The organism is Rhizobium sp. Leaf262 (genome assembly GCF_001422245.1).
In the GTDB taxonomy this organism is placed as follows: Bacteria; Pseudomonadota; Alphaproteobacteria; order Rhizobiales; family Rhizobiaceae; genus Agrobacterium.
The window spans coordinates 241,631-267,264 of record NZ_LMMM01000016.1; the positions used below are offsets into that span (position 1 = coordinate 241,631).

The 25,634-nt window shown below is 57.4% G+C and carries 24 protein-coding genes; 12 read left to right on the forward strand and 12 right to left on the reverse strand.

The genetic code is table 11. The annotated features are described in order from the left end of the window. Window positions 1-160 precede the first annotated feature (160 nt). Window positions 161-1,483 carry an MFS transporter gene (locus ASF29_RS15335; protein ID WP_062451522.1) on the forward strand — a complete coding sequence of 441 codons (1,323 nt, stop codon included), beginning with the start codon at window positions 161-163 and terminating at the stop codon, window positions 1,481-1,483. Window positions 1,484-1,557: 74 nt separating this feature from the next. Here the strand turns inward: ASF29_RS15335 and ASF29_RS15340 are convergent, their stop codons facing one another. Both ASF29_RS15340 and ASF29_RS15345 read right to left on the reverse strand, forming a co-directional pair. Next, complete coding sequence (locus tag ASF29_RS15340; RefSeq protein ID WP_062451523.1) at window positions 1,558-2,139, reverse strand: TadE/TadG family type IV pilus assembly protein; 582 nt, start codon at window positions 2,137-2,139, stop codon at window positions 1,558-1,560. Between the two features lie 10 nt (window positions 2,140-2,149). Then, window positions 2,150-2,734 carry a TadE/TadG family type IV pilus assembly protein gene (locus tag ASF29_RS15345; RefSeq protein WP_062451524.1) on the reverse strand — a complete coding sequence of 195 codons (585 nt, stop codon included), beginning with the start codon at window positions 2,732-2,734 and terminating at the stop codon, window positions 2,150-2,152. A 284-nt stretch (window positions 2,735-3,018) separates the two neighbouring features. Here ASF29_RS15345 and ASF29_RS15350 point away from each other — a divergent pair, with 284 nt between their 5' ends. After that, on the forward strand, window positions 3,019-3,780 hold the full coding sequence (locus ASF29_RS15350) for a FadR/GntR family transcriptional regulator (RefSeq protein ID WP_062451525.1): 762 nt from the start codon (window positions 3,019-3,021) through the stop codon (window positions 3,778-3,780). A gap of 83 nt (window positions 3,781-3,863) precedes the next feature. Beyond that, window positions 3,864-4,730 carry an amidohydrolase family protein gene (locus ASF29_RS15355; RefSeq protein WP_062451526.1) on the forward strand — a complete coding sequence of 289 codons (867 nt, stop codon included), beginning with the start codon at window positions 3,864-3,866 and terminating at the stop codon, window positions 4,728-4,730. Between the two features lie 57 nt (window positions 4,731-4,787). Here the strand turns inward: ASF29_RS15355 and fabI are convergent, their stop codons facing one another. From fabI to fabA, 3 genes are all read right to left on the reverse strand, one after another. Further along, window positions 4,788-5,594 carry an enoyl-ACP reductase FabI gene (fabI, locus tag ASF29_RS15360; protein ID WP_062451527.1) on the reverse strand — a complete coding sequence of 269 codons (807 nt, stop codon included), beginning with the start codon at window positions 5,592-5,594 and terminating at the stop codon, window positions 4,788-4,790. 6 nt (window positions 5,595-5,600) lie between these two features. Continuing rightward, the gene (gene fabB / locus ASF29_RS15365) at window positions 5,601-6,824 is read right to left on the reverse strand and encodes a beta-ketoacyl-ACP synthase I (RefSeq protein WP_062451691.1); all 1,224 of its coding nucleotides are present in this window, start codon (window positions 6,822-6,824) and stop codon (window positions 5,601-5,603) included. Between the two features lie 82 nt (window positions 6,825-6,906). Next, the gene (gene fabA, locus ASF29_RS15370; protein WP_062451528.1) at window positions 6,907-7,422 is read right to left on the reverse strand and encodes a 3-hydroxyacyl-[acyl-carrier-protein] dehydratase FabA; all 516 of its coding nucleotides are present in this window, start codon (window positions 7,420-7,422) and stop codon (window positions 6,907-6,909) included. A 302-nt stretch (window positions 7,423-7,724) separates the two neighbouring features. On the opposite strand from fabA, the gene irrA reads away from it, so the two are divergent. Further along, complete coding sequence (gene irrA / locus ASF29_RS15375; RefSeq protein WP_062451529.1) at window positions 7,725-8,144, forward strand: iron response transcriptional regulator IrrA; 420 nt, start codon at window positions 7,725-7,727, stop codon at window positions 8,142-8,144. A 60-nt stretch (window positions 8,145-8,204) separates the two neighbouring features. Here the strand turns inward: irrA and ASF29_RS15380 are convergent, their stop codons facing one another. Next, window positions 8,205-9,254 (reverse strand): Fe(3+) ABC transporter substrate-binding protein, encoded by a 1,050-nt coding sequence (locus ASF29_RS15380; RefSeq protein WP_062451530.1) that lies wholly within the window; start codon window positions 9,252-9,254, stop codon window positions 8,205-8,207. A 171-nt stretch (window positions 9,255-9,425) separates the two neighbouring features. Here ASF29_RS15380 and rirA point away from each other — a divergent pair, with 171 nt between their 5' ends. The 7 genes from rirA to ASF29_RS15415 all read left to right on the forward strand — a co-directional run bounded on the left by rirA (window position 9,426) and on the right by ASF29_RS15415 (window position 15,642). Next, on the forward strand, window positions 9,426-9,923 hold the full coding sequence (rirA, locus tag ASF29_RS15385) for an iron-responsive transcriptional regulator RirA (RefSeq protein WP_062451531.1): 498 nt from the start codon (window positions 9,426-9,428) through the stop codon (window positions 9,921-9,923). Window positions 9,924-10,064: 141 nt separating this feature from the next. Further along, window positions 10,065-11,105, forward strand: coding sequence for an AbrB family transcriptional regulator (locus ASF29_RS15390; RefSeq protein ID WP_062451532.1), 1,041 nt, complete (start codon window positions 10,065-10,067; stop codon window positions 11,103-11,105). Window positions 11,106-11,255: 150 nt separating this feature from the next. Continuing rightward, entirely contained in the window at window positions 11,256-12,167 is a 912-nt protein-coding gene (locus ASF29_RS15395; RefSeq protein ID WP_062451533.1) for an ABC transporter substrate-binding protein, read from the forward strand. A gap of 39 nt (window positions 12,168-12,206) precedes the next feature. After that, a complete protein-coding gene (locus ASF29_RS15400; protein WP_062451534.1) occupies window positions 12,207-13,367 on the forward strand; it encodes an ABC transporter permease in 1,161 nt (386 codons plus the stop codon). After that, entirely contained in the window at window positions 13,364-14,302 is a 939-nt protein-coding gene (locus ASF29_RS15405) for an ABC transporter ATP-binding protein (RefSeq protein ID WP_062451535.1), read from the forward strand. The genes ASF29_RS15400 and ASF29_RS15405 overlap by 4 nt, the downstream gene beginning before the upstream one ends. Next, window positions 14,299-15,039 carry an ABC transporter permease gene (locus tag ASF29_RS15410; RefSeq protein WP_062451536.1) on the forward strand — a complete coding sequence of 247 codons (741 nt, stop codon included), beginning with the start codon at window positions 14,299-14,301 and terminating at the stop codon, window positions 15,037-15,039. Before ASF29_RS15405 ends, ASF29_RS15410 begins: the two co-directional genes overlap by 4 nt. Before the next feature lie 120 nt (window positions 15,040-15,159). Further along, window positions 15,160-15,642 (forward strand): gluconokinase, encoded by a 483-nt coding sequence (locus tag ASF29_RS15415; protein ID WP_062451692.1) that lies wholly within the window; start codon window positions 15,160-15,162, stop codon window positions 15,640-15,642. A gap of 53 nt (window positions 15,643-15,695) precedes the next feature. Here ASF29_RS15415 and ASF29_RS15420 read toward each other — a convergent pair whose 3' ends face one another. From ASF29_RS15420 to ASF29_RS15445, 6 genes are all read right to left on the reverse strand, one after another. Further along, window positions 15,696-16,997: an FAD-binding oxidoreductase gene (locus ASF29_RS15420; protein ID WP_062451537.1), complete on the reverse strand. Its 1,302-nt coding sequence runs from the start codon at window positions 16,995-16,997 to the stop codon at window positions 15,696-15,698. A 1-nt stretch (window position 16,998) separates the two neighbouring features. Then, window positions 16,999-18,360 (reverse strand): glutamine synthetase family protein, encoded by a 1,362-nt coding sequence (locus ASF29_RS15425; RefSeq protein WP_062451538.1) that lies wholly within the window; start codon window positions 18,358-18,360, stop codon window positions 16,999-17,001. 174 nt (window positions 18,361-18,534) lie between these two features. Continuing rightward, a complete protein-coding gene (locus ASF29_RS15430) occupies window positions 18,535-20,184 on the reverse strand; it encodes an ABC transporter ATP-binding protein (RefSeq protein ID WP_062451539.1) in 1,650 nt (549 codons plus the stop codon). After that, on the reverse strand, window positions 20,181-21,311 hold the full coding sequence (locus ASF29_RS15435) for an ABC transporter permease (protein WP_062451540.1): 1,131 nt from the start codon (window positions 21,309-21,311) through the stop codon (window positions 20,181-20,183). Before ASF29_RS15435 ends, ASF29_RS15430 begins: the two co-directional genes overlap by 4 nt. Next, entirely contained in the window at window positions 21,311-22,399 is a 1,089-nt protein-coding gene (locus ASF29_RS15440; RefSeq protein ID WP_062451541.1) for a microcin C ABC transporter permease YejB, read from the reverse strand. The genes ASF29_RS15435 and ASF29_RS15440 overlap by 1 nt, the downstream gene beginning before the upstream one ends. 143 nt (window positions 22,400-22,542) lie before the next feature. Next, window positions 22,543-24,387: an extracellular solute-binding protein gene (locus ASF29_RS15445; RefSeq protein WP_062451542.1), complete on the reverse strand. Its 1,845-nt coding sequence runs from the start codon at window positions 24,385-24,387 to the stop codon at window positions 22,543-22,545. A gap of 182 nt (window positions 24,388-24,569) precedes the next feature. Between ASF29_RS15445 and mepA the strand changes: the two genes are divergently transcribed. Continuing rightward, window positions 24,570-25,628 (forward strand): penicillin-insensitive murein endopeptidase, encoded by a 1,059-nt coding sequence (mepA, locus tag ASF29_RS15450; RefSeq protein ID WP_062451543.1) that lies wholly within the window; start codon window positions 24,570-24,572, stop codon window positions 25,626-25,628. Window positions 25,629-25,634 lie beyond the last annotated feature (6 nt).

The following is a 25,634-nucleotide window of genomic DNA, read 5'->3' on the forward strand; positions in this document are numbered from 1 at the left end:
AACGGTCCATTATCTCATAGGATCGCGGGTGAGCAAGCCCTTACGCGTAATCTTCATTTGACGCCTTTGAACCCCTGTGTGACAATCCGTCGCATAACGTCGGCGATAGAGGAGCGCCGGGCGTTATGGTCATGGCATGTCCATACGCAGGAGGGAATTTATGAGCTACACCGACACGTCCTATACGGACCACAATGGGCGAAAAGGCCAACCGACAACGCCGGTGGCAGTGGACCCCGATCGCATTACGATCGCGGTCATTCTGGCCAGAATGACTGAGTTTTTCGACTTTTTCGTCTATGCCATCGCATCGGCACTGGTCTTCCCTCACGTCTTCTTCTCTTTCGTCGATCCGCTGACCGCAACGCTCTATTCCTTCGCCGTCTTCTCGCTGGCCTTCATTGCCCGCCCGATCGGCTCCCTCCTGTTTTTACAGATCGACCGCAAGTTCGGTCGCGCCGTCAAACTGACGGCTGCACTGTTCACGCTCTGTGGATCGACCATGGCGATCAGCTTCCTGCCGTCCTATGACGACGCAGGCATGATCGCACCGCTCCTGCTCGCCGTGTTCCGCATCGGTCAGGGCATCGGCCTTGGCGGCGCCTGGGATGGTCTGGTATCCCTGCTGGCCATGAACGCGCCTGAAAAACAGCGCGGCTGGTACGCGATGATGCCGCAGCTTGGTGCTGCCATGGGCTTTGGCCTTGCCAGTGCCTTCTTCATCATCTTCACCACGCAGCTGTCCAACCCGGAATTCCTGGCATGGGGCTGGCGCTTCCCGTTCTTCGTGGCACTGGCACTCAACGTGCTAGCGCTGTTTGCCCGTCTGCGCATGATCGTGACGCCCGAATTCCAGACCATGTTGCAGCAGCATGAGCTGGAACCCAAGCCGATGTTCCAGATGCTGCGCAATCAGTCCCGCGTCGTTCTGACCGGTGCCTTCGTGCCTCTGGCGAGCTTTGCGCTCTTCCACCTCGTCACGGTGTTTCCGCTCAGCTGGGTGTCACTCAACACAAACCAGCGTGTGTCCGACTTTCTGTTCGTGCAGTTCGTCAGCGCCATTATCGCTGGCGGCATGATCGTCGTGTCGGGTGTGCTGTCGGACAAGATCGGCCGCCGCAAGCTGATCGGCATTGCCGCTGCCCTGATCGCGATCTTCAGCTTCATGGCGCCGGTGCTTTTGTCGTCCGGTGACATTGGACGCTATCTTTTCGTATTGATCGGCTTCGCTTTGCTGGGTCTGTCTTTCGGCCAGTCCGGCGGCGCGCTTGCCTCCCGTTTCAGCCGCGAATATCGCTATACCGGCGCGTCTCTGACATCGGACATATCATGGCTGATCGGTGCTGGCTTCGCTCCGCTGGTTGCTCTCGGTTTCTCATCGAAGTTCGGACTGTTTGCAGTCGGCATCTACCTATTGTCGGGTGCGGTCTGCACGATCGTCGCGCTCTATTTCAGCCGCACACTGGACATGCCGTCCGAGTGAACCGCTGATATTGAAAACGAAAGCCGCGGACCGTCTGGGCTCCGCGGCTTTTTTATTCATTCAACTGAGAACGATCAGCAATCCGAACAGGTAATGGGATCGGCCTCGCGCTTGGCAAAATAATAGTCTCGACCAATGGTGATGGGCGTGAGTTTCGACGAGAGCGTCGACATCACCATCAAGAGCGTATGCGGGATGGTCAGTTCCGCGTGGATGAGAAAGGCGTTTGCCTGCCTGAGATTGTCCGGGATGACAACGATGCTATTGACCGGATAGGGCCGCTTATCATTTTGATCCCACGACCAGCTCACTTTGGCCACCTTGTTCGCGTCGACCTGAATGCCTGTGATCTTAAGTGTCAGGCCTGTCGTTCCATACGGCACGAAGATCGCCGCTGCCACATCCTTCATGGTGCCGAGATAAGCCTTGTTGACGGTTTGGGGCTGGGACACCAGATCCGCAATCGAGCCGGCTGCGCGGGTGGCGCGCTTGTAGACGCTGAAGCCGATGGTGAGTTCGAAGGCGGTGATGTAAAGCGCCATCAGAAGCGGAAAGATGATCGCGAATTCCACCGCGCCGACGCCCCTGCGGTCGTTCTTCAGACGTTTCAGCGTTGACACGAAGGCATGGAGGACAGCGCGTGATCGTCTTTTCATGCCTGTGCGCTCATTGATAGGCTTCATTAAGATAAGCGTCCGTTGCAACGATCAGGAAATGGGATGGCATCGAGCCATCCTTGGGGCGAATTCTCGTTAAAAAAGGCCGGATCAGATCGGTGGTGACCTGCCAACGATAGTAGACGCGCAGCATGTTGATCGTGCTGGGACCGCCCGGTGAGAAACCAAAGGCCGATGTGTCCAGGTCGTAATACTGCCCGTTCGGCGTCAGCGGTATGGACTTGGGGATATCGGCGAAGGCAGAAAATTTTCTCAGATCGATGTAAAGTTTTTGTGGCGTCTTGATCTCTTCGGCCGTGCAGGTGATCAGGATGGAGACTTCCGCGCAGAACTGTTTGCGAAACTCGTCACGGGTGATCGTGCTGGCTATTTGCCCGGTGCGCAATCTGCGCGCCATCGTGTCTGTCGCATTCGACACCAGTTGCTCGCCGATCAGGGCCAGGAAGGTTTCGATAATGGCAAAGACAACGAGAAAATACGGTATGGCGAGGATTGCAAACTCGATTGCCGCAGCGCCATCGCGCGAGCGTATAAATCTCCGAGCCAGTCCTGCTTTGTTAAAAACCGATCGCATAGAGCTTTTTCTATCTTCATGACGGGAAAGCATGTCTGCCGCAAAGCTTTTATGCGATAGAACTTTACCGTGGCTTCGTTTAAATTGTATTGCGTGAAAATCTTGCATTTCCCGTATCAGAACGATTTTCCGACTGGAGCCGCAACTCGGAGATCATATCAATGAGGGATGGAAATAATATAAATATTGCCAAATCCCGCTCGTTACGGGATATTTGCTAAATCCTGATCGATCATGAAGATGGCGCGCGTCTGCGATGTCTCGAAATTGCCCGGAGTGACACCTTGTCCAGCGTCCAAGAAACCGTCGAAGGCGGCGTAAAAGAACAATCCTCAGTCGGACGCTCCGGCGGCTCGCTCGTCAGCCAGACGGCAGACGCCTTACGGCACGCCATTTTGTCGGGTGAATACAAACCAGGCGACAAGCTGCCCAGCGAGGCAGGGTTGACGGAGCTTTACAAGGTGAGCCGCACGGTCGTGCGTGAGGCCGTGGCAGCGCTACGCGCCGACAAGCTGGTGGAGGCCCGTCATGGCGCTGGCATCTTCGTTCTGACGCTACCGACACAGCAACCCCAACCCTTCCAGGACGTCGACCACGATCGCATCTCCTCGATCATCGAGCTCCTTGAATTGCGCGCTGCGGTCGAGACAGAAGCTGCCGAACTTGCGGCGGTTCGCCGCTCGCCAGCGCAGGAAGAGGCCATTATCCGCTGTCTTTCCGCCGTGCAAAGCTGCATCGAAAATGGCGAGCCGACAGCCGAGGCGGACTTCAAGCTGCACCTTGCCATTGCGGACGCCACAAACAATCCGCGCTTCCGGGAGTTTTTGGAAGTGATGGGGCAGAACGTTATTCCACGCGCGGCGCTACGGTCATCGCAGTCGGAGAAAACAGCCGCCTCCTATCTCCAGCAACTCCAAAAGGAGCACGATGTCATCGTCCACGCCATTTCGGACGGAGACGCCGTGGCGGCCCGCGAAGCGATGCGTCAGCATTTAAAGGGAAGCCAACAGCGCTACCGCGCCATGTTGCGGCAGGGCGATCGCTGATCGCGCGGGGCACACGGCCTTGCGCACCCTGCCGTCAACCGCTGCGTCCCGCTTATGAAAGGGCGTGAGCCCGGAGGAATTTTATGACAATCGAAAGAACGTTCGAAGGCCGGGCCCCACGCGTGGTCATGCCAAAGGGTACGATAGACACGCAGATGCACATGTATCTGCCAGGTTTTCCTCAGCAAGCGGGTGGGCCGCCCGTTCCTGAAGGGACGCCAGACCCGCAGGAGTATCGTCGTTTGATGCGCTGGCTTGGCATCGATCGTGTTGTGATAACCCAGGGCAATGCCCATCAGCGCGACAATGGCAATCTGATCGCCTGCTTGAAGGCAGTCGGCAGCGTAGCCCGTGGCGTGGCGGTCATCACCCGCCAGACCTCGCTCGATGAACTTCAGGAACTGACCGAGGCTGGCGTGGTCGGCGCACGCATCATGGATTTACCAGGCGGTGCCGTCGACCTCAGTCATCTGGAAGAGGTCGACAGTCTGTCGCAAGAACTCGGCTGGTGCATCGCTGTGCAGTTCGATGGCTCTCACATTCTCGACCACGAAGAAAGACTTGCTGCGGTCAAGAGCCGCTGGATTCTGGATCACCATGGCAAGTTCTTTGCGGGCGTGACACCCGACAGCCCCCAGATTGCGGCCGTGAAGCGATTAATCGATAAGGGCAATTGCTGGTTCAAATTCGCAGGCTGCTACGAATCCAGTCGTTCAGGTGGACCCGATTTCGAAGACATCGCCACTGTGGCAAGGGTAATCGCCGAATACGCACCGGATCGCATCATCTGGGGCACCAACTGGCCCCATAACAATGCCAAGACCACAGAGGAATATCCTAACGATGCAGACCTGCTGGACACGGTCCTGTCATGGCTGCCTTCGGATGAAGCCCGACGCAAGGCACTTGTGACAAACCCGGAAGAATTGTTCGGCTTCGATCCGGTCTGAGCGGAAAGGAAAAAGCCCGGCGTGACCAGGCTTCTGTTATTGTATCGGCGTTTCGCCTTATTCGCTGTCAGCGTTGTAAAGCACTTCCAGCGTCGGGATCGACGTGATGTTGAAGCCGCCATCGACATAGTGACATTCGCCGGTCACGCCACGCGACAGGTTGGACAGAAGGTATAGCGCCGAACCGCCGATATCCTCGATGTCAGGCGTGCGGCGCATCGGTGCGTTCTTCTGGTTCCAGGAGAAAATCGCGCGCGCATCCGAGATACCGGCGCCAGCCAGTGTCCGGACCGGACCGGCGGAAATGGCGTTGACGCGAATGCCCTTCGGACCGTAGTCGGCAGCCAGGTAGCGCACGGAGGCTTCGAGAGCCGCCTTGGCCACGCCCATGACGTTATAGTTGGGGATGACACGCTGGGAGCCATTGTAGGTCAGCGTCAGCATGGAGCCGCCATTGGTCATCAGTTCGGCAGCCCGCTTGGCGATTTCCGTGAAGGAGAAGCAGGAAATGACCATGGTGCGGCTGAAGTTTGCCCGCGTCGTATCTGCGTAAAGACCCTTCAGTTCGTTCTTGTCGGAAAAACCGATGGCGTGGACGACGAAATCCAGCGAACCCCAGCGCTCACGCACGGCATCAAACAGGGCATCCACCGAGGCGATATCCTCGACGTCACAGGGAACGATGAAGTCGGAGCCGAGTTCTGCGGCGAGCGGCTTCACACGCTTGCCCAGAGCCTCACCCTGATAGGTAAAGGCAAGCTCCGCGCCCTGGGCGGCCAGCGCCTTGGAAATGCCCCAGGCGATGGAGTGGTTGTTTGCGACACCCATGATGAGGCCGCGTTTTCCCTGCATGATGCCATTCATGGGCAATTATCCGTTGTAGCGCTGGAAGACGAGCGTGGCGTTGGTGCCGCCGAAGCCGAAGGAGTTGGACAAAACCGTGTCGATCTTGGCGTTGTCGATGCGCTTTCGAACGATGTTCACGCCCTCGAATTCAGGATCGAGCGTCTCGATATGGGCGCTCTCGCCGATGAAACGTTCCTGCATCATCAGCAGGCCATATATGGATTCCTGCACACCGGCAGCACCCAGCGAGTGACCCGTGAGCGACTTGGTCGACTGGACATGCGGAATATTGGCACCGAACACTTCGCGAATCGCGCCGATTTCCTTGCTGTCGCCAACAGGTGTGGAGGTGCCGTGGGTGTTGATGTAATCGACGTCACCCTTTACCGTTGCCAGCGCCTGACGCATGCAGCGGATCGCACCCTCACCCGATGGCGCGACCATGTCGTAACCGTCAGATGTTGCGCCGTAACCAACGATCTCGGCATAAATCTTGGCACCGCGTGCCTTGGCATGTTCCAGCTCTTCCAGAACCAGAACACCGGCACCGCCAGCGATGACGAAACCGTCACGGTTGGCGTCATAGGCGCGCGAAGCGACCGATGGAGTATCGTTATATTTGGACGACATGGCGCCCATGGCATCGAACAGGTTCGACATGGACCAGTCGAGGTCTTCATGGCCGCCCGCAAACATCACGTCCTGCTTGCCCCACTGGATCATTTCCGCCGCGTTGCCGATGCAATGCGCAGAAGTAGAGCAGGCCGACGAGATGGAGTAGTTGACGCCGTGGATCTTGAACCATGTGGCAAGCGTGGCAGATGCGGTCGAAGACATGGCCTTCGGCACGGCAAAGGGACCGATACGCTTAGGGCTGTTGTTCTTGAGCGTGATATCCGATGCCTCAACAATGGTGCGGGTGGACGGACCACCCGAACCCATGATGATGCCGGTGCGCTCATTGCCGCTGATGACGCTTTCTTCCAGACCGGAATCGGCAATCGCCTGCTTCATCGCAACGTGGTTCCAGGCACCACCCTGAGACAGGAAACGCATGGCGCGACGGTCAACCAGATCGGTCGGGTCGAGCGATGGCTTGCCCCAGACCTGGCATTTGAAACCATGCTCGGCAAAATCCGGCGAGAATGAAATCCCCGACTTCGCATCTCTCAAGGACGCCGTAACCTCTGCGGCATCGCTGCCGATGGATGAAACAATACCTAGGCCGGTGACTACAACTCTTCTCATAAAGTTGACCTTTTCTGTGTTTGCCGCGCGATGGATTCTGGCTGCGAGCGACATGGGCCGCTCGCACCTGAACGATCAGGGGTCAGGCGGTCTTTTCTTTCGACAGACCGACACGCAGGTCCGACGCTTGATAAATGGTTTCGCCATCGGCCTTAAGCCAGCCATCGGCAGTGCCGAGAACCAGGCGACCGCGCATGACGCGCTTGAAATCGATGCCGTATTGGAGAAGCTTGGTTTCGGGACGAACCATGCCCTTGAACTTCACTTCACCCGTAGAGAGTGCCATGCCGCGACCAGGCTCACCCAGCCAGCCAAGGAAAAAGCCGGTAAGCTGCCACATGCCGTCGAGCCCGAGGCAGCCGGGCATGATGGGGTTGCCCTGGAAATGGCAGGGGAAGTACCAGTCATCAGGCTTCACATCATACTCGGCACGGATGAAGCCCTTGTCGAATTCCCCGCCGGTTTCGGAAATCTCTGTGATGCGATGGACCATCAGCATCGGAGGCAGAGGAAGCTGTGCATTGCCGGGGCCGAAAAGTTCGCCGCGTCCGCACGCCAGAATTTCCTCGTAATTGTAGCTGGATTGCCTCGTTGCCATATGCTTCCGTTTCCCCGTTAACTGTTCGTTGCTCGACTTGCGTAGCGCAAGTTAGGTCCAAAAATGAAGTGCCACAAGGGCAGCTTGTATTTACGATCCCTAGTCTTGCCGATGAAGCCAAGCCTCAATATGGCGCCCGCATACAGGAAGCGTAAGGCTGGAACCAGAGGAAATTTGTAAAAAACGCCGCTTTGCAGCCATTTGCCGCGGCTGCGCTGGCCGGAAACTATTGAAAACACTGCGCGTAAAAGTTATATGCTCCTTCGATTGGGTTTATTCACCGGTTTTTGGGGCCGCATTGCATGGCATTTGACGCCACACTGGACATTGGAACGCGATTGCGCCGATTTGGCCTGCGCCCGACGCGGCAGCGCGTTGCGCTGGGCGACCTTCTTTTTGCCAAGGGTGACCGCCATCTGACCGTGGAAGAGCTGCACGACGAAGCCGTGACCGCGGGCGTCCCCATCTCGCTTGCGACCGTCTACAACACGTTGCATCAGTTCACGGAAGCGGGCCTCATTCGCGTGCTGGCCGTTGAGGGTGCAAAAACCTACTTCGATACCAATGTTTCCGACCACCACCACTTTTTCGTGGAAGGCGAAAACGAGGTCCTCGATATTCCGGTCAACAATCTGGAAATCGGCAATCTGCCGGAGCCTCCCGAGGGTATGGAAATAGCCCATGTCGACGTGGTCATCCGCCTGCGCCGCAAGCGTCGCTGATTCCACTTTCAGGTGCCGCATTGAAGACGGCACTGCATTCCCCTTCAAGCTTAGCAGCTCTTAATTCGACGGACCGTCGTTGAAGCCGACTTCATCGACCAGTTCGGATGCCTCCTTGCGATGGGCGGCGATATCCTTCAGCGACAAGGTGTCCGGCTTGATCGGTCCGAAGTTCTTAACGACATCCGAAGGCTGAGCGCCAGGGAGCACCGGATATTCAAAAACTTGACGGGCATAGATTTCCTGGGCTTCGCCGGAGGCGAGGAATTCCATCAGTTTGAGCGCATTGTCCCTGTTCGGCGCATATTTCGTCATCGCCACACCAGAAATGTTGACGTGGGTGCCACGGTCATTGGCATTGGGAAAGATGACGCGCACGGAGTTGGCCCAGACTTTTTCCTCTGGTTCTTGCTCATTGGTCAGCATCAGGCCGACATAATAGGTGTTGCCGAGTGCTATATCGCATTCGCCGGAATAGATGGACTTGGCCTGGCTGCGGTCGGTGCCATCGGGCTTGCGGGCCAGATTGTTCTTGAGTGCTGTCAGCCACGTGCGGGTGTAGTCCACCCCGTGATGCGCGATCATCGACGCAAAAAGTGCGATGTTATAGGAATGCTGGCCATCGCGAATGCAAATCTTACCCTTCCACTTCGGGTCGGCAAGCTCCTCATAGGTGATGTCTTTCTGGGCCACGCGATCTTTGGACGCATAGACCACCCGCCCGCGTGTCGTCAGTCCGAACCACTCGCCTTCGGGGTCGCGCAGATTTGACGGGATGTCTTTTTCAATGATGGGGTCATTGAGCACGGGCTGTGTGACCTTACCTTCCTTCGCCTCAACGAGGCGAGCGATATCGACCGTCAGCAGAATGTCCGCAGGCGAATTGACACCTTCCGCCTGGATGCGCTCGACCAGTCCCTTGTCGAGAAACAGAACGTTCGTTTCGATACCCGTCTTCTTTGTAAAGGCATCCAGCAATGGCTGGATCAGTTCCGGCTGGCGATAGGAATAGACATTGACTTCGCCGTCCGCGAAGGCTGTGGATATGCCTCCACCGGCAAATACCGCCGTCGCTGCAATGGCACGTAGGATCGATTTCGTTCTTGCCATGGGAGATGTCTCCGATAAATTGGATTCTTGAGTTGTTTGTTCATGAATCGGCAGACGGGTCAACGGGGCAAAAGAGAGTCTGGAAAATCCATTGGAGATTTTTTCATTTCTGGAATTGTTCTAAACTAAAAAAGAGACTATATAGCTCCAGATTAAAGCTAGGAGATCAGCATGCGTTTGACCAAACAGACCAACTATGCCGTCCGCATGTTGATGTATTGCGCTGCCAACGATGGTCATCTCAGCCGCATTCCTGAAATCGCAAAAGCTTACGGCGTATCGGAATTGTTTCTGTTCAAGATTCTTCAGCCACTCAACAAGGCCGGCTTGGTAGAGACCGTTCGCGGTCGTAATGGTGGGGTGAAACTGGGTCGCGCTGCCGACAAGATTTCATTGTTCGACGTCGTCAAGGTGACGGAAGACAGTTTTGCCATGGCAGAGTGCTTTGAAGACGGCGCGGTGGAATGCCCGCTCGTCGATAGCTGTGGCCTGAACTCCGCTCTGCGCAAGGCGCTGAACGCCTTCTTCGACGTACTGACGCAATATTCCATCGACGACCTCGTCAAGGCACGTCCGCAAATCAGTTTTCTTCTCGGCCTCGATGACACGATGGCCAAGCGCCGTCCAGCCGCGGGGTCGGTTGCAGCCCCTGCCTTGCCAGCCGCCTGATTTCCTTTCGTTGTCACGTCATCAACCCGCGAACCCGGTTCGCGGGTTTTCTTTTTTGCACCGCTGACGGTTGACGACGCGGTATGAAAGGGCGCAATTGACCATTTCCATGCGCTTTCCGACTGCAATTCGTATTTTGAAATGATCATCAAGCCAGACCACCGCAGCTTTGTCCTTACCGCAATCATCGGCACCCTCGGCGCTTTGATCGCACTGACACTGGGTTTACCGGCACCTTTTCTCTGCGGGCCGGCACTGGCGGTAACGATGGGCGGCCTTGCAGGTTTACGCCTTTCAGTTCCGACCCTGTTGCGCAATGCGTCCTTCGTCGTCGTCGGCATTTCCATGGGAACCAGCGTCACGCCTGAAGTCATCGATGCGGCAAGGGCCTGGCCATTGAGCTTTCTTGCCGTCCTGATCACGGTCGTCGTTCTGCTCTATGTTGCCTTCTGGATTTTGCATTACGGCTTTGGATATGACCGCAACACGTCGATGCTTGGGGCGTCCCCCGGCCATCTCAGCTACATCATAAGTCTGACCGCGGAAACAAAGAGCGATCTGGCCACCGTGAGCGTCATCCAGAGTGTCCGCGTGCTCGCACTTACGCTCGTCGTCCCGCTCGTCGTTGACTATTTCGATCTGGTTAGCATCGAGCCGATCTCACTTTCTCCGCCGCTGCACCCGATCGTTCTCGGGCTGACCATTCTCGCTTCGCTGGCGGTCGGATGGCTGTTCCTGCGCTGGCGCTTTCCCGCCGCGCTGCTGCTGGGCGGCGTTGCCGTGTCCATCGGCATTCACATAACCGGCCTGGCCAGCGGTGGCGTTCCCGGCTGGCTCAGCCAACCGACCTACATCGTGCTGGGAAGCATGATCGGCACCCGCTTCTCTCGCGCCTCCCTGCGGGATATGCGAAAGGCGTTTCTTGCAGGCGGAGTGGTGACTGTTGCCGTCGTCCTGCTGGCATCCATCGCTGCGGTATCTGTCTCACGGCTCACCGGCGTGCCTTTGAATGCCGTGATGATTGCCTTTGCTCCTGGCGGACTTGAAACAATGGCGGCCATGGCGGTGATGATGCATGCCGATACCGCTTATGTCGGTTCTCACCACGTGTTGCGCCTGTTGTTTTTGTCGATGCTGATGCCGCTCGTCATGCGCAAGCCGAGAAGCGGCGCTTCTGGCTAAGTGTTCCAGACAACAAAATTAGCAATCTTCGAAATTCTGATGCAACCATCGGCGCTTCGCATTCGTTAACGTCTCCGGACCGGGGAAGTATCGCTTGCATCGACATGAGGATGAATTCCCTCCTGACTCTTGTTGAAAAGGAGAACGTTGATGAAGCGTTTACTGAAGCTCACCGGCGCCGGACTGGCGCTTGCCCTTTATGCTTCCATTGCTCAGGCACAGGTCGTCGTGTCCTCCAAGATCGACACCGAGGGAAGCGTGCTTGGAAACATCATCCTTGCCGTTTTGAACAAGAACAATATCGAGACGACGGACCGTATCCAGCTCGGCGCGACGCCGGTCGTACGCAAGGCGATTACCGCTGGCGAGATCGATATCTACCCTGAATATACCGGTAATGCCGCCTTCTTTTTCGAAAAGGCCGATGATCCTCTTTGGAAGGATGCCGCAAAGGCCTATGAAGAAGCCAAAACACTGGACTACGACGCAAACAAGATAGTCTGGCTGTCTCCTTCGCCTGCCAACAACACCTGGGGCATCGCTATCCGCAAGGACATAGCCGACAAAAACAATCTCAAAACATTGAGCGACCTTGGAAAATACGTGGCCGGCGGTGGCCAGATCGTCCTTGCAGCGTCGTCCGAATTCGTGAACTCGGCAGCAGCACTTCCCGCGTTTCAAAAAACCTACGGCTTCACGTTAAAGGCCGATCAGCTCATTACACTGTCCGGTGGCGACACCGCGGCAACGATCGCTGCAGCTGCCAACCAGACCAATAATGCCAACGCCGCCATGGTATATGGCACGGATGGTGGCATCGCACCGTCCGGCCTCGTCGTGATGGAAGACGACAAGAATGTGCAGCCCGTCTACCAGCCCGCTCCCATCATTCGTGAAGAGGTGCTGAAGAAGCATCCGGATATAGAGAAAATGCTGAAGCCGGTTTTCGAAAAACTCGATCTCGCGACCCTTCAGGCACTGAATGGTCGCGTTCAGGTCGGTGGCGAGCAGGCGAAAGCTGTCGCGCTGGACTTCCTCACGACCAACGGCCTCGTCCAGTAAGAGGCCGCGTTGCAGCACATTGAATCACGCCCGAGAGCCTTGCGGTTCGCGCCTGACAAGGTGGGCGTGATCATTGCAGCACTTCTCTTCTACACACTTCTGCTGCTGCCATTTGCAACATTTCGTGCAAACCGGATCATACAGGGCGAGACGCGGTCGATATTCGAAGCCCTACCCGCATTTTTCAGCTACGCGTTGATCGCCCTTGTGGTGGTGGCATCATTCATCGCGATGCTGCGAGGCGCAGTAACGCTGCGGCTTGTGTGTGCGCTTGCTTGCCTTTCAGCGCTGGCCTTTACGATTGGTATTGCAGCATCGCACCTGACACCGCCCGACAACAGTTACGCACGCGTTTCTCCGGCCATTGGTTTCTGGTTGTTGCTGGCGGGCCTAGTTCTGATGGCGACAGACGCAATCGCGCGGCTTGATCCCAAACCTTCCACGCGCGTCCTGCTTCTTGTGTCGTCGCTTGGCCTGATTGGAGCGGTGCTTGTCTCAGGCTATTGGGACGACCTCTCGCTGCTGAAGGAATATAAAAGCCGCGCCGATATTTTCTGGACGGAAGCAGGACGACATGTGCAACTGGCTCTAGGGTCGTTGTTTGCCGCGACACTTGTCGGCATTCCCTTGGGTGTTCTTTGCTACAAGGTGAAGAAACTTCGCTCTGGCGTGATGAACAGCCTGAACATCGTGCAGACGGTACCGTCTATCGCACTTTTTGGCCTTCTCATCGCGCCGCTTGGATGGATTGCCGCCAATATACCCGGTGCGGCGGATGCCGGCATCAGGGGCATCGGCGCGGCTCCTGCTTTTGTCACGCTATTTCTTTATTCCTTGCTGCCTGTTGTCTCCAACACGGTGGTCGGACTTGATGGCGTGTCAGCGTCTGTGAGAGAGGCAGCCCGCGGTCTTGGAATGACCAGCGCCCAACGACTTCTCAAGATCGATTTTCCTCTTGCCCTGCCTATCATTTTGACGGGCATCCGCATCGTCCTTGTGCAGAACATCGGTCTTGCCACCATTGCGGCGCTGATCGGCGGCGGCGGGTTCGGCGTCTTCGTCTTTCAAGGCATCGGGCAAACGGCGATGGACCTCGTGCTGCTCGGTACCATCCCCACGGTCATCCTCGGCTTCTCCGCCGCCATTCTTCTGGATGCGCTGATCGACAGCCAACTCCTCAAACGGGAAAACCGCACATGATCGAAGTCGAAACTTTGCGGAAGGACTATAACGGCACAACGGTCGTCGATGACGTGTCGCTGACGATGCAGGCACGCAGCATCACCGTTGTCGTCGGCACTTCAGGTTCAGGCAAGACGACTTTGCTGCGGATGATCAATCGCCTCGTCGAGCCGACATCCGGTGTCATAAGGATCGACGGTCAGAATATTCTGGACATGCCGGGATACAGGCTGCGCCGCAGTATCGGCTATGCGATCCAGGGGCATGGGCTTTTTCCGCACCGAACCGTTGCCCAGAATATCGCGACCGTGCCGGAACTGCTCGGCTGGGATCGGGCCCGGATCGATGCGAAAGTGTTGGAGCTCCTGACCCTCTTCCAGCTTGATCCCTCGCTTTATGCAAAACGCTTTCCAACCGAACTTTCGGGCGGACAACAGCAACGGGTGGGTGTTGCCAGAGCGCTTGCGGCAGAACCCAATATCCTGTTGATGGACGAACCGTTCGGCGCTCTCGATCCGATCATTCGCGCCAAGGCGCAGGAAGATCTGCTTTCGATTCAAAAGAAACTCGGTGTGACGATCGTTCTGGTGACGCATGATATGGACGAGGCGTTCCATCTGGCCGACCGGATTGCCGTCATGGACAAGGGCAGGATCGTGCAATATGGCCCACCGGCAGATTTGGTTCGAAACCCAGCCACGGAATTCGTTCGCACGATGATTGGCGAAGGCGAACGCGCCTTGCGTCTCCTTTCTGTATCATCTCTTGCCCCCATCATCGAAGCAGGAGCATGCGAAGGCGAACCGCTGCCCGAAACAATGACGCAGCGTGATGCCCTGTCCGCAATGTTGTGGGCGGGTTGCGAGACGCTGCCGGTCGCAGGTCCTGATGGTCAGTTGCTCGGGCTCGTCCGTCGCGAGGCCCTGCTGAGAAATGCGGCGGGGCCTTCATGAGCCTTCACCGCGGTCCCATCATTCTGCTTGCACTCGGCCTCCTGCTTGCGACATTTCTGGCTCAGCCGATCCTGTTCGAGCCGCTGTTCCAGCCTTTGGTTCAGACCAACGCACCGGCCATCTATGTGCAGGCAAATCTTCTTTCATTGACGCTCTCTCATCTGGCAATCGTCGCACTAGCTACAGGTGCTGCTGCCATCATTGCCGGAACGCTGGCCATCATCGTCACGCGTCCATTCGGGCGGGAATTTCTGCCGCTCTCGCGCAGCATCGTCAATGTCGGACAGACCTTTCCGCCCGTGGCGGTCCTTGCCCTTGCCGTTCCAATCATCGGCTTCGGTGAAAAGCCGACCCTGACTGCGCTTTTTCTCTATGCCCTACTGCCTGTTTTCGAAAACACGCTGACGGGACTGACAACGCTACCACCAGCGGTGATGGAAGCGGCACGCGGTGTGGGGATGACCGGCTTGCAACGGCTATGGCGCGTCGAGTTGCCTTTGGCCTTTCCCGCTATTCTGGCAGGCATACGACTGTCTGCCGTCATCAGCCTGTCGACGGCCACGATCGGTTCGACGGTGGCAGCCCGTACCTTGGGGGAGGTCATTATTGCGGGACTACAATCAAACAATCTGGCTTTCATCCTGCAGGGCGGCCTGATCGTCGCCGTGCTTGCGGTTCTCATTCACGGTGGCCTCAGCATGCTCGAGGCCGGAGCAGCAAGACGAACGGGCGGTTGACCGGGGATGCCGATTTCATGCAAGACGGCTGCGCGCACGCGTAATCATACGACGAACTGGCCAAACGATGTCGGTTGATAGTGGAAGAGGCGGAATAACGTGAAACAGGCAATCATCGTCATGGGCGTCAGCGGCTGCGGCAAATCCACCGTGGGCGAAGAACTGGCCGAAAAGCTCGGCATTCCCTTCATGGAAGGCGACAAGCTGCACCCGGCTTCCAATGTGGAAAAAATGGCTGCGGGCACGCCACTCAACGATGACGACCGCTGGCCGTGGCTCGATCTCGTCGGCGCGGAACTGCACAAGGGCTATGAGGCGGGCGGCATCGTCATTTCCTGCTCCGCGCTGAAGAAGACCTATCGTGAGCGACTGCGCAAAGCCTGCGGCGGTTCCTTGGCCTTCGTCTATCTGGAAGGCAGCGAAGCGCTGTTGACCAAGCGCATGGGCGCACGCACCGGTCACTTCATGCCGCTATCTCTGTTGAAGACACAACTCGCCACGCTGGAAGTCCCAACCGGCGAACCCGGCGTCGTCACGATCAGCATCGACGCCACGCCGGACGAAATCACCGAGAACGCCTTAAAGGGGCTATCCGCTCTGTAGATTTCCACGCAATTGCGGACACAAACCCGCTTCACACTTTTGCTGGAATTGCTTTAAATCCCAAGCCTGTCGCGCAAGCCATACCACCACGCGCCGAGCATGGTGAGCGGCACCCGGAACGTCTTGCCGCCGGGGAAAGGGTAGTTCGGCAGCGACGACCAGACATCGAAGCGTTCCGCATGACCCGCAACCGCTTCACCGAGAATTCTGCCCAGAAGCTGCGTCGTCGTCACGCCATGGCCGCTATCGCCGTGCGAGAAATAGACGTTGGGTGACAGGCGTCCGATATGCGGAATGCGGGTCAGCGTCAGGGCGAAATTGCCGCTCCAGGCAAAATCGATCTTGGTATTCTGCAATTGCGGAAAGGTCTTCAGCATATTGGGGCGGATAACGCTGGTCAGGTCCGCTGGATCGCTGCCGCCATAACCGATGCCGCCGCCATAGAGCAGGCGGTTGTCGGAGGTGCGGCGGTAGTAATCCAGGATATAATTGGCATCTTCGACGCAATAATTGGCCGGCAAGAGATCTTCGATCAGCGCCGCATCCAGCACTTCCGTCGCCATGACCTGGCTGGACACCGGCATCATCCGTTCACCGATTTCCGGCAGCAGTCCGCCGAGATAGGCGTTGCCGCAGACCAGCACATATTTGGCCGCAACCTTGCCTTGTGCTGTCCGCACGACGGGGTTTGAGCCCTGCTCGACCGCAATAACGCGCGAGTTTTCGAAAATGCGCCCGCCGAGGCTCTCAATCGCCGCCGCTTCGCCTAAAACGTAATTCAGCGGATGAATATGCCCGCCGAAACGATCGATCATGCCGCCCGCATAGCGGTCCGACTTCACATATTTGCCGACCTCGGCCTTGGAGACCATCTCCAGCCCGGTATGGCCGTGCTTTTCCCAATTGGCCTTGTTTTCAGCCATTTCCTTGATCTGCTTTAGCGTGAAGGCTGCGAAGAAACCGCCATCCACCAGATCGCAATCGATATTGTATTTCGCGACTCGGTCGCGGATGATCTGCCCGCCTTCCAGCGACATCGCGCCCAGCTGCGCTGCCTTCTGCGCGCCGTAACGCCGGGCAACCGTGTGAAGGTCACGGCTATAGCCGTTGACGATCTGACCGCCGTTGCGCCCTGATGCCCCGAAACCGACCCGCTCACCTTCCAGAACAATGACGGAAAAGCCCTTTTGCGCCAGTTCCAGTGCAGCCGACAGGCCGGTGAAGCCCGCGCCGATGATGCACACATCGGCATCCTGATCGCCCTGAAGCGCGGTGCGAACCGTCTTTGTGTTGGCGGATGCCGCGTACCATGAAGTGGTATGGCCGGGATTTGGAGTGTCAGTCACTTTCGCCATGTCACACCGTCCTGATATATGCGTCGTATTCGACGTCGGTTACGCGGAGGGAAAATTCCGACAATTCCTGCTGTTTGCAGGCTGAGTATAGCGTGCGATATTTCTGCCCAAATGTCGCATAGGCAAAGCTGGAGCGCGTGAAACGCTGCAGCGCATAGTCCCAGTTCGTCGGCAGCGGCTCATGATTGATGGCGTGGCTATCGCCCGAAATTGCACCACCCGGCTGGCGCTTTTCCTTCATGCCGGCAAGGGCGGCACTCAGGATCATGGCCAGCACCAGATAGGGATTGGTGTCGGCTCCTGCCACACGGTGTTCGATACGGGTCGCAGCCTTACTGGCGACAATCACGCGCACGGCAGCAGACCGGTTATCGATGCCCCAGGAAGCATAGGTCGGTGCGTGTTCGCTGGGGCGCAGGCGGCGGTAGGAGTTGGCATGCGGCGCAAACACGGCCATGCTCTCACCCATATTCTCCAACAGGCCACCGACCGAATGCATCAATGCTTCGGAAGGGCCGTTCTCACCGGCGTAGATATTGTTGCCATCTCTATCCAGCATGGAAAAATGGACATGCATGCCGTTGCCAGCCTGCATGCCGTAGGGCTTGGCCATGAAGGTGGCATCGAGATCGTGCTTGCGCGCCACGCCCTTGACGATGCGCTTCAGAAAAACGGCATCATCCGCCGCCCGCAAAGCATCCGGCACATGGTTGAGATTGATTTCATACTGGCCCGGACCGTTTTCGCGCAGCGTCGTATCGGCTCCGACATTCTGCGCGCGGCAGGCCGTCGAGATATCGTGAAAGACGCCCTCGAAATCCTGCAATTCGGAGATGGAGAGAACCTGCGTCTGGCCCGTATGCCAGCGGCCTTCGCGGCTACGCGGCGGGCGCACGGGGTCGAGCGCGGAGCGGACAGGATCGATCAGATAGAATTCGAGCTCGGTCGCGACAACCGGCGTCAACCCGCGACGGGTAAAGCCTGCCAGCACCTGCGCCAGCACAGTGCGCGGATCGCCATAAAAACCGTTGCCGTCAGGGTCTTTCATGGCCAGCAGAACCTGCGCCGTGGAGCGCCCCAGCCATGTAACGCGTGAGAGCGTTTCTGGAACGGCAAAGCACAGACCATCAGGGTCGCCGGTGCCTTCTGCAAGTCCGGCTGCGTTTACGTCGCGGCCCCAGATATCCAGCGCGTAGACCGAGCGCGGCACGGCCATGCCCTTTTCCAGCACGTCGATGGCCCGTTCACGCGGGATCCATTTGCCGCGCGGCACGCCGTTTACATCGATGACAAAGGCTTCAAGAATTTCAATATCGGGGTTTTCTTCGAAAAATCTTTTTGCGTATTCAATATCGACCATCATTCACCAGCAGGTTGTTTCTCTTCGGTTCGCGGCAGAGTCGCTAACGGAAAACATCCACAAGCTGATAAAGTATATATCGCGCCGTCATGACGACATCACGCCTCTTTGTTTCCCGCATCCTGACTGCATCGTACGTGGGCCGGGGCGAGAAGGCCAGCGCGTTCTTGGAGACGCCTACTCGCTGATCGCTGCCGTCTTGACGGCTTCGATGTTGAAAGCCGCCGCCATCAGCGCCCGCGTATAGTCCTCTTTCGGTGCCTCGAAGATGGACTTTGCCGGACCGCTTTCCACCACCTTGCCGTGACGCATCACGATCATGTCGTTGGCGAGCGCTTTGACGACCTTCAGATCGTGGCTGATGAAGAGATAGGCCAGATCATGTCTCGCCTGCAAATCCCGCAACAGATCGACCACCTGCGCCTGCACGCTCATATCCAGCGCCGATGTCGGCTCGTCCAGCATCACGAAGCGGGGTTTCAGCACCATGGCGCGGGCAATGGCGATGCGCTGTCTCTGGCCGCCCGAGAATTCATGCGGGTAACGCCAGCGCGTGGCGGGGTCGAGCCCCACCTCATCCAGTGCCTGCGCCACGCGCCGGTCGCGCTCATCCGCAGACAGGGCTTTTTCATGCACCCGCAGACCTTCGGCGATGATTTCCCCCACCGACATGCGCGGGCTGAGAGACCCATAGGGGTCCTGAAACACCACCTGAAGCCGGTTTCTGAGCGGTTTCATCATGGAATAGGAATAACCATCGATGGACTGGCCGATGAAGCTGATCCGCCCCTTGGAGGAAATCAGCCGCGAGAGCGCGAGACCCAGCGTCGTCTTGCCCGAACCGGATTCACCCACGACACCCACCGTCTGCCCGGCGCGCAGGGTAATATCGATGCCATCCACCGCCTTGACGTGATCCACCACCCTGCGCATCAGCCCGGCCTTGATCGGGAACCAGACCTTGATCTCGTCTCCCTGCATGACCACTGGCTTGCTGCTATCGGACAGCGGCGGCTCGCCCTTGGGCTCGGCAGCCAGAAGATGGCGGGTATAGGCGTGCTGCGGATCGGTGAAGACCTGCTCGACCGTGCCGGTCTCGACGATCTTGCCCTTGGTCATCACGCACACGCGGTCGGCGAATTTGCGCACGATGCCGAGATCATGAGTGATGAACAGCATCGACATGTCATGCTGGTTCTTCAAATCGCCCAGAAGCTCCAGGATTTGCGCCTGCACCGTCACATCCAGCGCCGTCGTGGGTTCGTCGGCGATCAGCAGTTTCGGCCGGTTGGCGAGTGCCATGGCAATCATCACACGCTGGCGCTGGCCACCGGAGAGTTCATGCGGATAGGCCTTCAGCCGCTTTTCAGGCTCACGAATACCGACCTGCAACAGCAGTTCCAGCGTCCGCTTGCGCGCCTCGATACCGGTGATGGCCTGATGAAGCTCGAGAATTTCACCAATCTGCCGCTCGATGCTGTGCAGCGGGTTGAGCGAGGTCATCGGCTCCTGAAAGATCATGGTGATATCGTTGCCGCGCACATTGCGAAGATCGCGCAGCGACGCATTCAGCAAATCCTTGCCTCCGAACAGGATTTGGCCAGACGGGTGGCTCGCCGCCGGATAGGGCAAAAGCTTCAAAATGGAATTCGCCGTCACCGATTTGCCGGAACCCGACTCCCCCACCAGCGCCACGACCTCGCCCGGCATGATGTCGAACGACACATGATCGACAGCCACGCTTTCCTTGCCGCCCTGATGGAAGGCAACGGAGAGATCGCGGACGGAAAGAAGCGGAGTGGTCATCATATCCTTCGTGGCACTCATCGGAAGGTCTTTCTCGGATCGAAGGCATCTCGCACCGCTTCACCGACGAAGATCAGCAGGGACAGCATGATCGACATTGTGAAGAAGGCCGTCAGCCCCAGCCAGGGCGCCTGAAGGTTGTTCTTGCCCTGAGCGATCAGTTCTCCCAGCGAGGGAGAGCCGGGCGGCATGCCGAAGCCGAGGAAATCGAGCGAGGTGAGCGTTGTGATCGAGCCCGAGAGAATGAAGGGCAGGAAGGTCAGCGTTGCCACCATGGCATTGGGCAGCAGGTGGCGGAACATGATGGTGCCGTTGCCGACGCCAAGCGCGCGGGCGGCGTTGACATATTCGAAATTTCTGGCGCGCAGAAACTCGGCGCGCACGATGCCGACGAAGCCGACCCACGAGAACAACAGCATGATGCCCAGCAGGACGAAGAAGCCGGGCGGCAGGATGGCCGCGATGATCAGCAGGATGTAGAGCACCGGCATGGACGACCAAATCTCGATGAAACGTTGCATCAAAAGGTCGGTCCAGCCACCGAAATAGCCCTGCACTGCACCGGCGCTGACACCGACGATGGCCGAGGCAATGGTGAGCGCCAGCCCGAACAGCACGGAAATGCGGAAGCCATAGATGACGCGGGCTGCGACATCGCGCGCCTGATTGTCGGTGCCCAGCCAATTGAGATTGCCGAGCGTACAGCCGGGATCGGCCGCGCCTTGCGGGTAACCGGAGCAACGTTCCTGCGCATCCATCAGCCAGAAAGGCGCTGTGGGTGCCGAGTGCGGAATATTTGAGTTCACCGTCTGGTAGGAATAGCGGATCGGCGGCCAGATCATCCAGCCATTGGCGTTGATTTCATCCTGAATGAAGGAGGATTTATAATCCGTTTGGGCCAGGAAGCCGCCGAATTTCTCCTCCGGGTAATCCATCATGACAGGCACCAAAATCTCGCCCTTGTAGGAGGCGATGATAGGTTTGTCGTTGGCCAGAAACTCGGCAAACAGGCTCAATCCGAAGATCAGAAGGAACAGCCAGAACGACCAGTAGCCGCGCCGGTTCGCCTTGAAATTCTGCCAGCGCCGCACACTTGTGGGAGAGAAGAACGGCCGCTTTTGTGGTGGTGTGTCGATTGCAACAGCCATCACACATCCCTCCGCTCAAAGTCGATACGCGGATCGATCCAGGTGTAGATCATGTCGGAGATGAGGCTGACGACGAGGCCCATCAGCGAGAAGATGAACAGCGTTCCGAACACGATCGGATAATCGCGGTTGACGACCGAAAGATAACCCAGCCGTCCAAGACCATCCAAGGAGAAGATGTTTTCAATCAACAGCGACCCGGTAAAGAAGGCCGAGATGAAGGCGCCGGGGAAACCGGCGATGACGATCAGCATGGCGTTGCGGAAGACGTGGCCATAGAGAACCTTGCGTTCAGACAGGCCCTTGGCGCGCGCCGTGACTACGTATTGCTTCTTGATCTCATCGATGAAGGAATTCTTGGTCAGCAGTGTCGTCGTGGCAAAGGCTGAGAGAACGAGCGCAGTTAGCGGCAGCGCCAAGTGCCAGAAATAGTCGATGATCTTCTGCCACCACGTCAGTTGCGCAAAATTGTCAGACGTCAGCCCCCGCAACGGGAACCAGTCGAAGAACGATCCGCCCGCGAAGACGACGATGAGCAGAATGCCGAACAGGAAGCTCGGCACCGCATAGCCGACGATGACGATGCCGGATGTCCAGACATCGAATTTCGAGCCATCCGACACTGCTTTCTTGATGCCAAGCGGGATCGAGATCGCATAGGAGATGATCAATATCCAAAAGCCGAGCGAAATCGACACCGGCAGCTTGTCGATGATGAGATCGATGACGGAGGAATTGCGAAAGAAGCTATCGCCGAAATCGAAGCGGATGTAATTCCACATCATGTCGAGGAAGCGGGTGAGCGGCGGCTTGTCGAAACCGAACTGCTTTTCCAGTTTGGCGATCAGGTCGGGGTCTAGCCCCTGCGCGCCACGATATTTCGAACCGCTCTCATCCAGACCGCCACCCATGAGGTCGCCACCACCGGAAAGACGGTCCGACGCGCTGTCGCCGGAGCCCGAAAGCTGTGCAACCACCTGCTCAACCGGACCACCGGGTGCGAACTGAATGACGAGAAAGGAAATGCCCATGATGCCGATAATTGTCGGTATCATCAGGGCCAGACGCCGCAGAATATAAGCTCCCATCAGGCGCTCCGCTTTATGGCGTTGGGCTCAGTCGTCATCGGCTTCGTCAAACCGTTTCCTTTCGGGCCTGCGGTAACCCGCAGGCGGCGTGATTCGTTATCGCTCATGTGAATCAAGGCTTGGCTTATAAAGCAAGGCCAACGTTATTTTACGGCGTTTGCAGACCACCATGCATCGGGGAAACCAATGCCGTATCTAGGCAGCGTCTGGGGTTGCACCAGTGTATTCCAGTAGGCAAGCGTCATTTCACCACGATAAAATTGCGGGATCACATAGTTTCCAGTAAGAAGCACCCGGTCCAGCGCCTTTACGGCGGCTACCTGATCGTCGCGGTTTGCGGCAAAAATGATCTTGCGGACGATTGCATCAACAGTGGGGTTGCTGATGCCGGCATAGTTTTTAGACCCTTGGCGATCAACAGCCTTAGAGCCCCAGTAATCTGCCTGCTCATTTCCCGGGTTCGCGCTCTGAGCCCAGAGATTGACGATCATGTCGAAATCAAAAGACCGGGTACGATTTGTGTATTGCGACGTATCCACCACTCTGACTGTGGCGTTGATTCCGATCTTTCTTAGATTTTGCGCGTAAGTAACCACCACGCGCTCCATCGCTGCGGAATCAACGAGAATTTCGAACTCAAAAGGCTGGCCCGTGGACGCGTTGACCATTCGGTTGCCACGAAGCTCATAACCGGCCTCCTTCATGAGCTTTACGGCTTCACGAAGATTGTCGCGCTGTTTGGCGGGGTCACCGCCAACCGGGTTTCGAAATTCCCTTGTAAAAACATCAGGGGGGATCTGATCTTTAACTTCGTTCAGAATTTCCAGCTCTTTTCCTTGAGGAAGGCCAGACGATGCTAGGTCGCTTCCCATGAAGAAACTGCCGATGCGTTGATACTGGTTATAGAACAGCGTGCGGTTCATTTCTTCGAAGTCGAAGGCGTAGTTCAAGGCCAGCCGGACTTTTGGATCCTTGAATTTATCGCGTCGTCCATTCGGCACGAGTGCCTGCATTATGCCAACTGAACGATAGATGTTGGGCAACTCCTCTTTCTTGATACGACCGTCTTTCACGGCCGGAAAGTCATAACCCGTTGCCCAGCGCCCTGCTGAATTCTCCTGCCAGAAATCCGTATTCCCGGCCTTGAACGCCTGAAACTCGACATCGCGGTCTGTGTAGAAGGTGTAAGTGATCGTCTTGAAGTTGTTCATCCCAACATTGACGTTGACGTCCTTGCCCCAATAATCGTCGCGCCGCTCATAGGTGATGGTCGAACCCGGTGCGATGGACGCGATCTTGTATGGGCCGGACCCCATGACGGGCTCCAGCGTGCCACGGGAAATGTCACGCGGCTTGCCGTCTGCGCCATTGGCTTCCCACCAGTGTTTCGGAACGACCATGATCTGGCCGACGATCTGGGGCAGTTCCTTGTTGTTCTTTTCATCGAAGGTGAAAGTGACTTCCCGTTCACCGGTCTTTTCGGCCTTGGTGACATGGGTGTAATATGTTGCCAGTTGCGGGCTTAAATCCTTCGCCTTTTCGAAACTGAAAACGACATCTTCGGGCGTCACCGGCTGACCATCGGCCCACTTCGCTTCTTTCCGCAGCCGAAAACTGGCCTTGGAAATATCGTCTGGAAAGCTGACGGCCTCGGCAAGAAGGCCGTAGGATGAGGAGAGTTCCTCTTCGGAGGATTTCATCAACGTATCAAAAACAGCGCCAAGCCCGGTGGCAAGTTCGCCTTTTGCCAGAAGCGGATTGACCGTATCGAAGGTGCCTGCTGTCGAAAGGCGCAACGTCCCGCCCTTGGGCGCATTCGGGTTCACATAATCGAAGCGCTCAAATCCGTTCGGGTGCTTCAGCTCGCCAATCGTCGAAATCCCACTGCGCCAGTTTTCGCTGTCCTGCGCCAGTGCCGCCGTCGGCGCCATCACGCATGATAGAGCAGCCAGAGCGAACACACCGGATTTCAACCTTGCCAATGCCATAAAGCGACAGTCCTTTTCGTTTCATTGCCGTGCACCATAAGACAAACATTGGCAAAATATAGGGGATTTGGGTCACAAGCCGTTTATGCCGCCAAAATCGGCCAAACATGCTTTCACCAAATTCGCGTTCCAGCGTAATATTTCAAAGAGAATCATTTCAAGCATCGCAGGCGACGGACAATATGGACAAACTGGCAAAAGGCGTGGGCAAGGCATCATTTCTGGCACTTTCGATGATGTCCATGCTGGCGGCAGATGCGGTCTCTGCCTTTGCGCAGGATGCGCCCGCAAAACAGGTCTTCGGCAATATCGCCCTGCCATCTGCCGGACCCTCTGCGTCTTACGGTTCCTATGCCAAGGGTTGCCAGTCCGGTGCGGTGGCGCTGCCCACGGAAGGTCAGGGCTTTCAGGCCATGAGGCTGTCCCGCAACCGGCGCTGGGGTCAGCCGCAACTGATTTCCTTTATCGAACGCTTTGCGCAGGACGTGCAAAAGATCGGATGGCCGGGCCTGTTGATCGGCGATATCTCGCAGCCGCGTGGCGGGCCGATGCTGACAGGCCATGCTTCTCATCAGATCGGCCTCGACGTCGACATCTGGTGGCGACAAATGCCCAAGCAGGTGATGAGTGCAGAGCAGCGGGAAAGCACACCCTTCATCTCCATGCTGGACAAAAGCAAATTCCTGACGGTGGATGACCGCAAATGGTCGCCGCTCAATGCAAAACTGGTGATGATGGCGGCGAGCTATCCGCAGGTGGAGCGCATCTTCGTCAACCCGGCCATCAAGCAGAAGCTGTGCCAGACATGGACCGGCGACCGCACCTTCATGGGCAAGATCAGGCCGATCTACGGGCATGATGAACACTTCCACGTTCGCCTCGAATGCCCGCCGGGCGCGCCGAACTGCAAACCGCAGGCACCTGTGGGTGCTGGCGATGGCTGCGACAAGTCGCTGGCATGGTGGTTCACCAAGGAACCTTGGGCCACACCGAAGAAAGACCCCAATGCCAAGCCGCCCAAGCCGCCGCGCGCCATGATGGTCTCCGATTTGCCGAAAGCCTGCGCAGCCATTGCCGCCGCACCTGCCGCTGGCAAGGCAAGCGTTGCTGCTCAAAATTCCTACACGCCTTCTGCGCCAGCCGCACAGGTACAGGACATCGTGCCACAATCGTCGGGCAAGGCGGCACCCATGCCGCCCGCCGATGTGCCGCGACCATCTTCCCGCCCGTCTTCGAATTGACGCGGC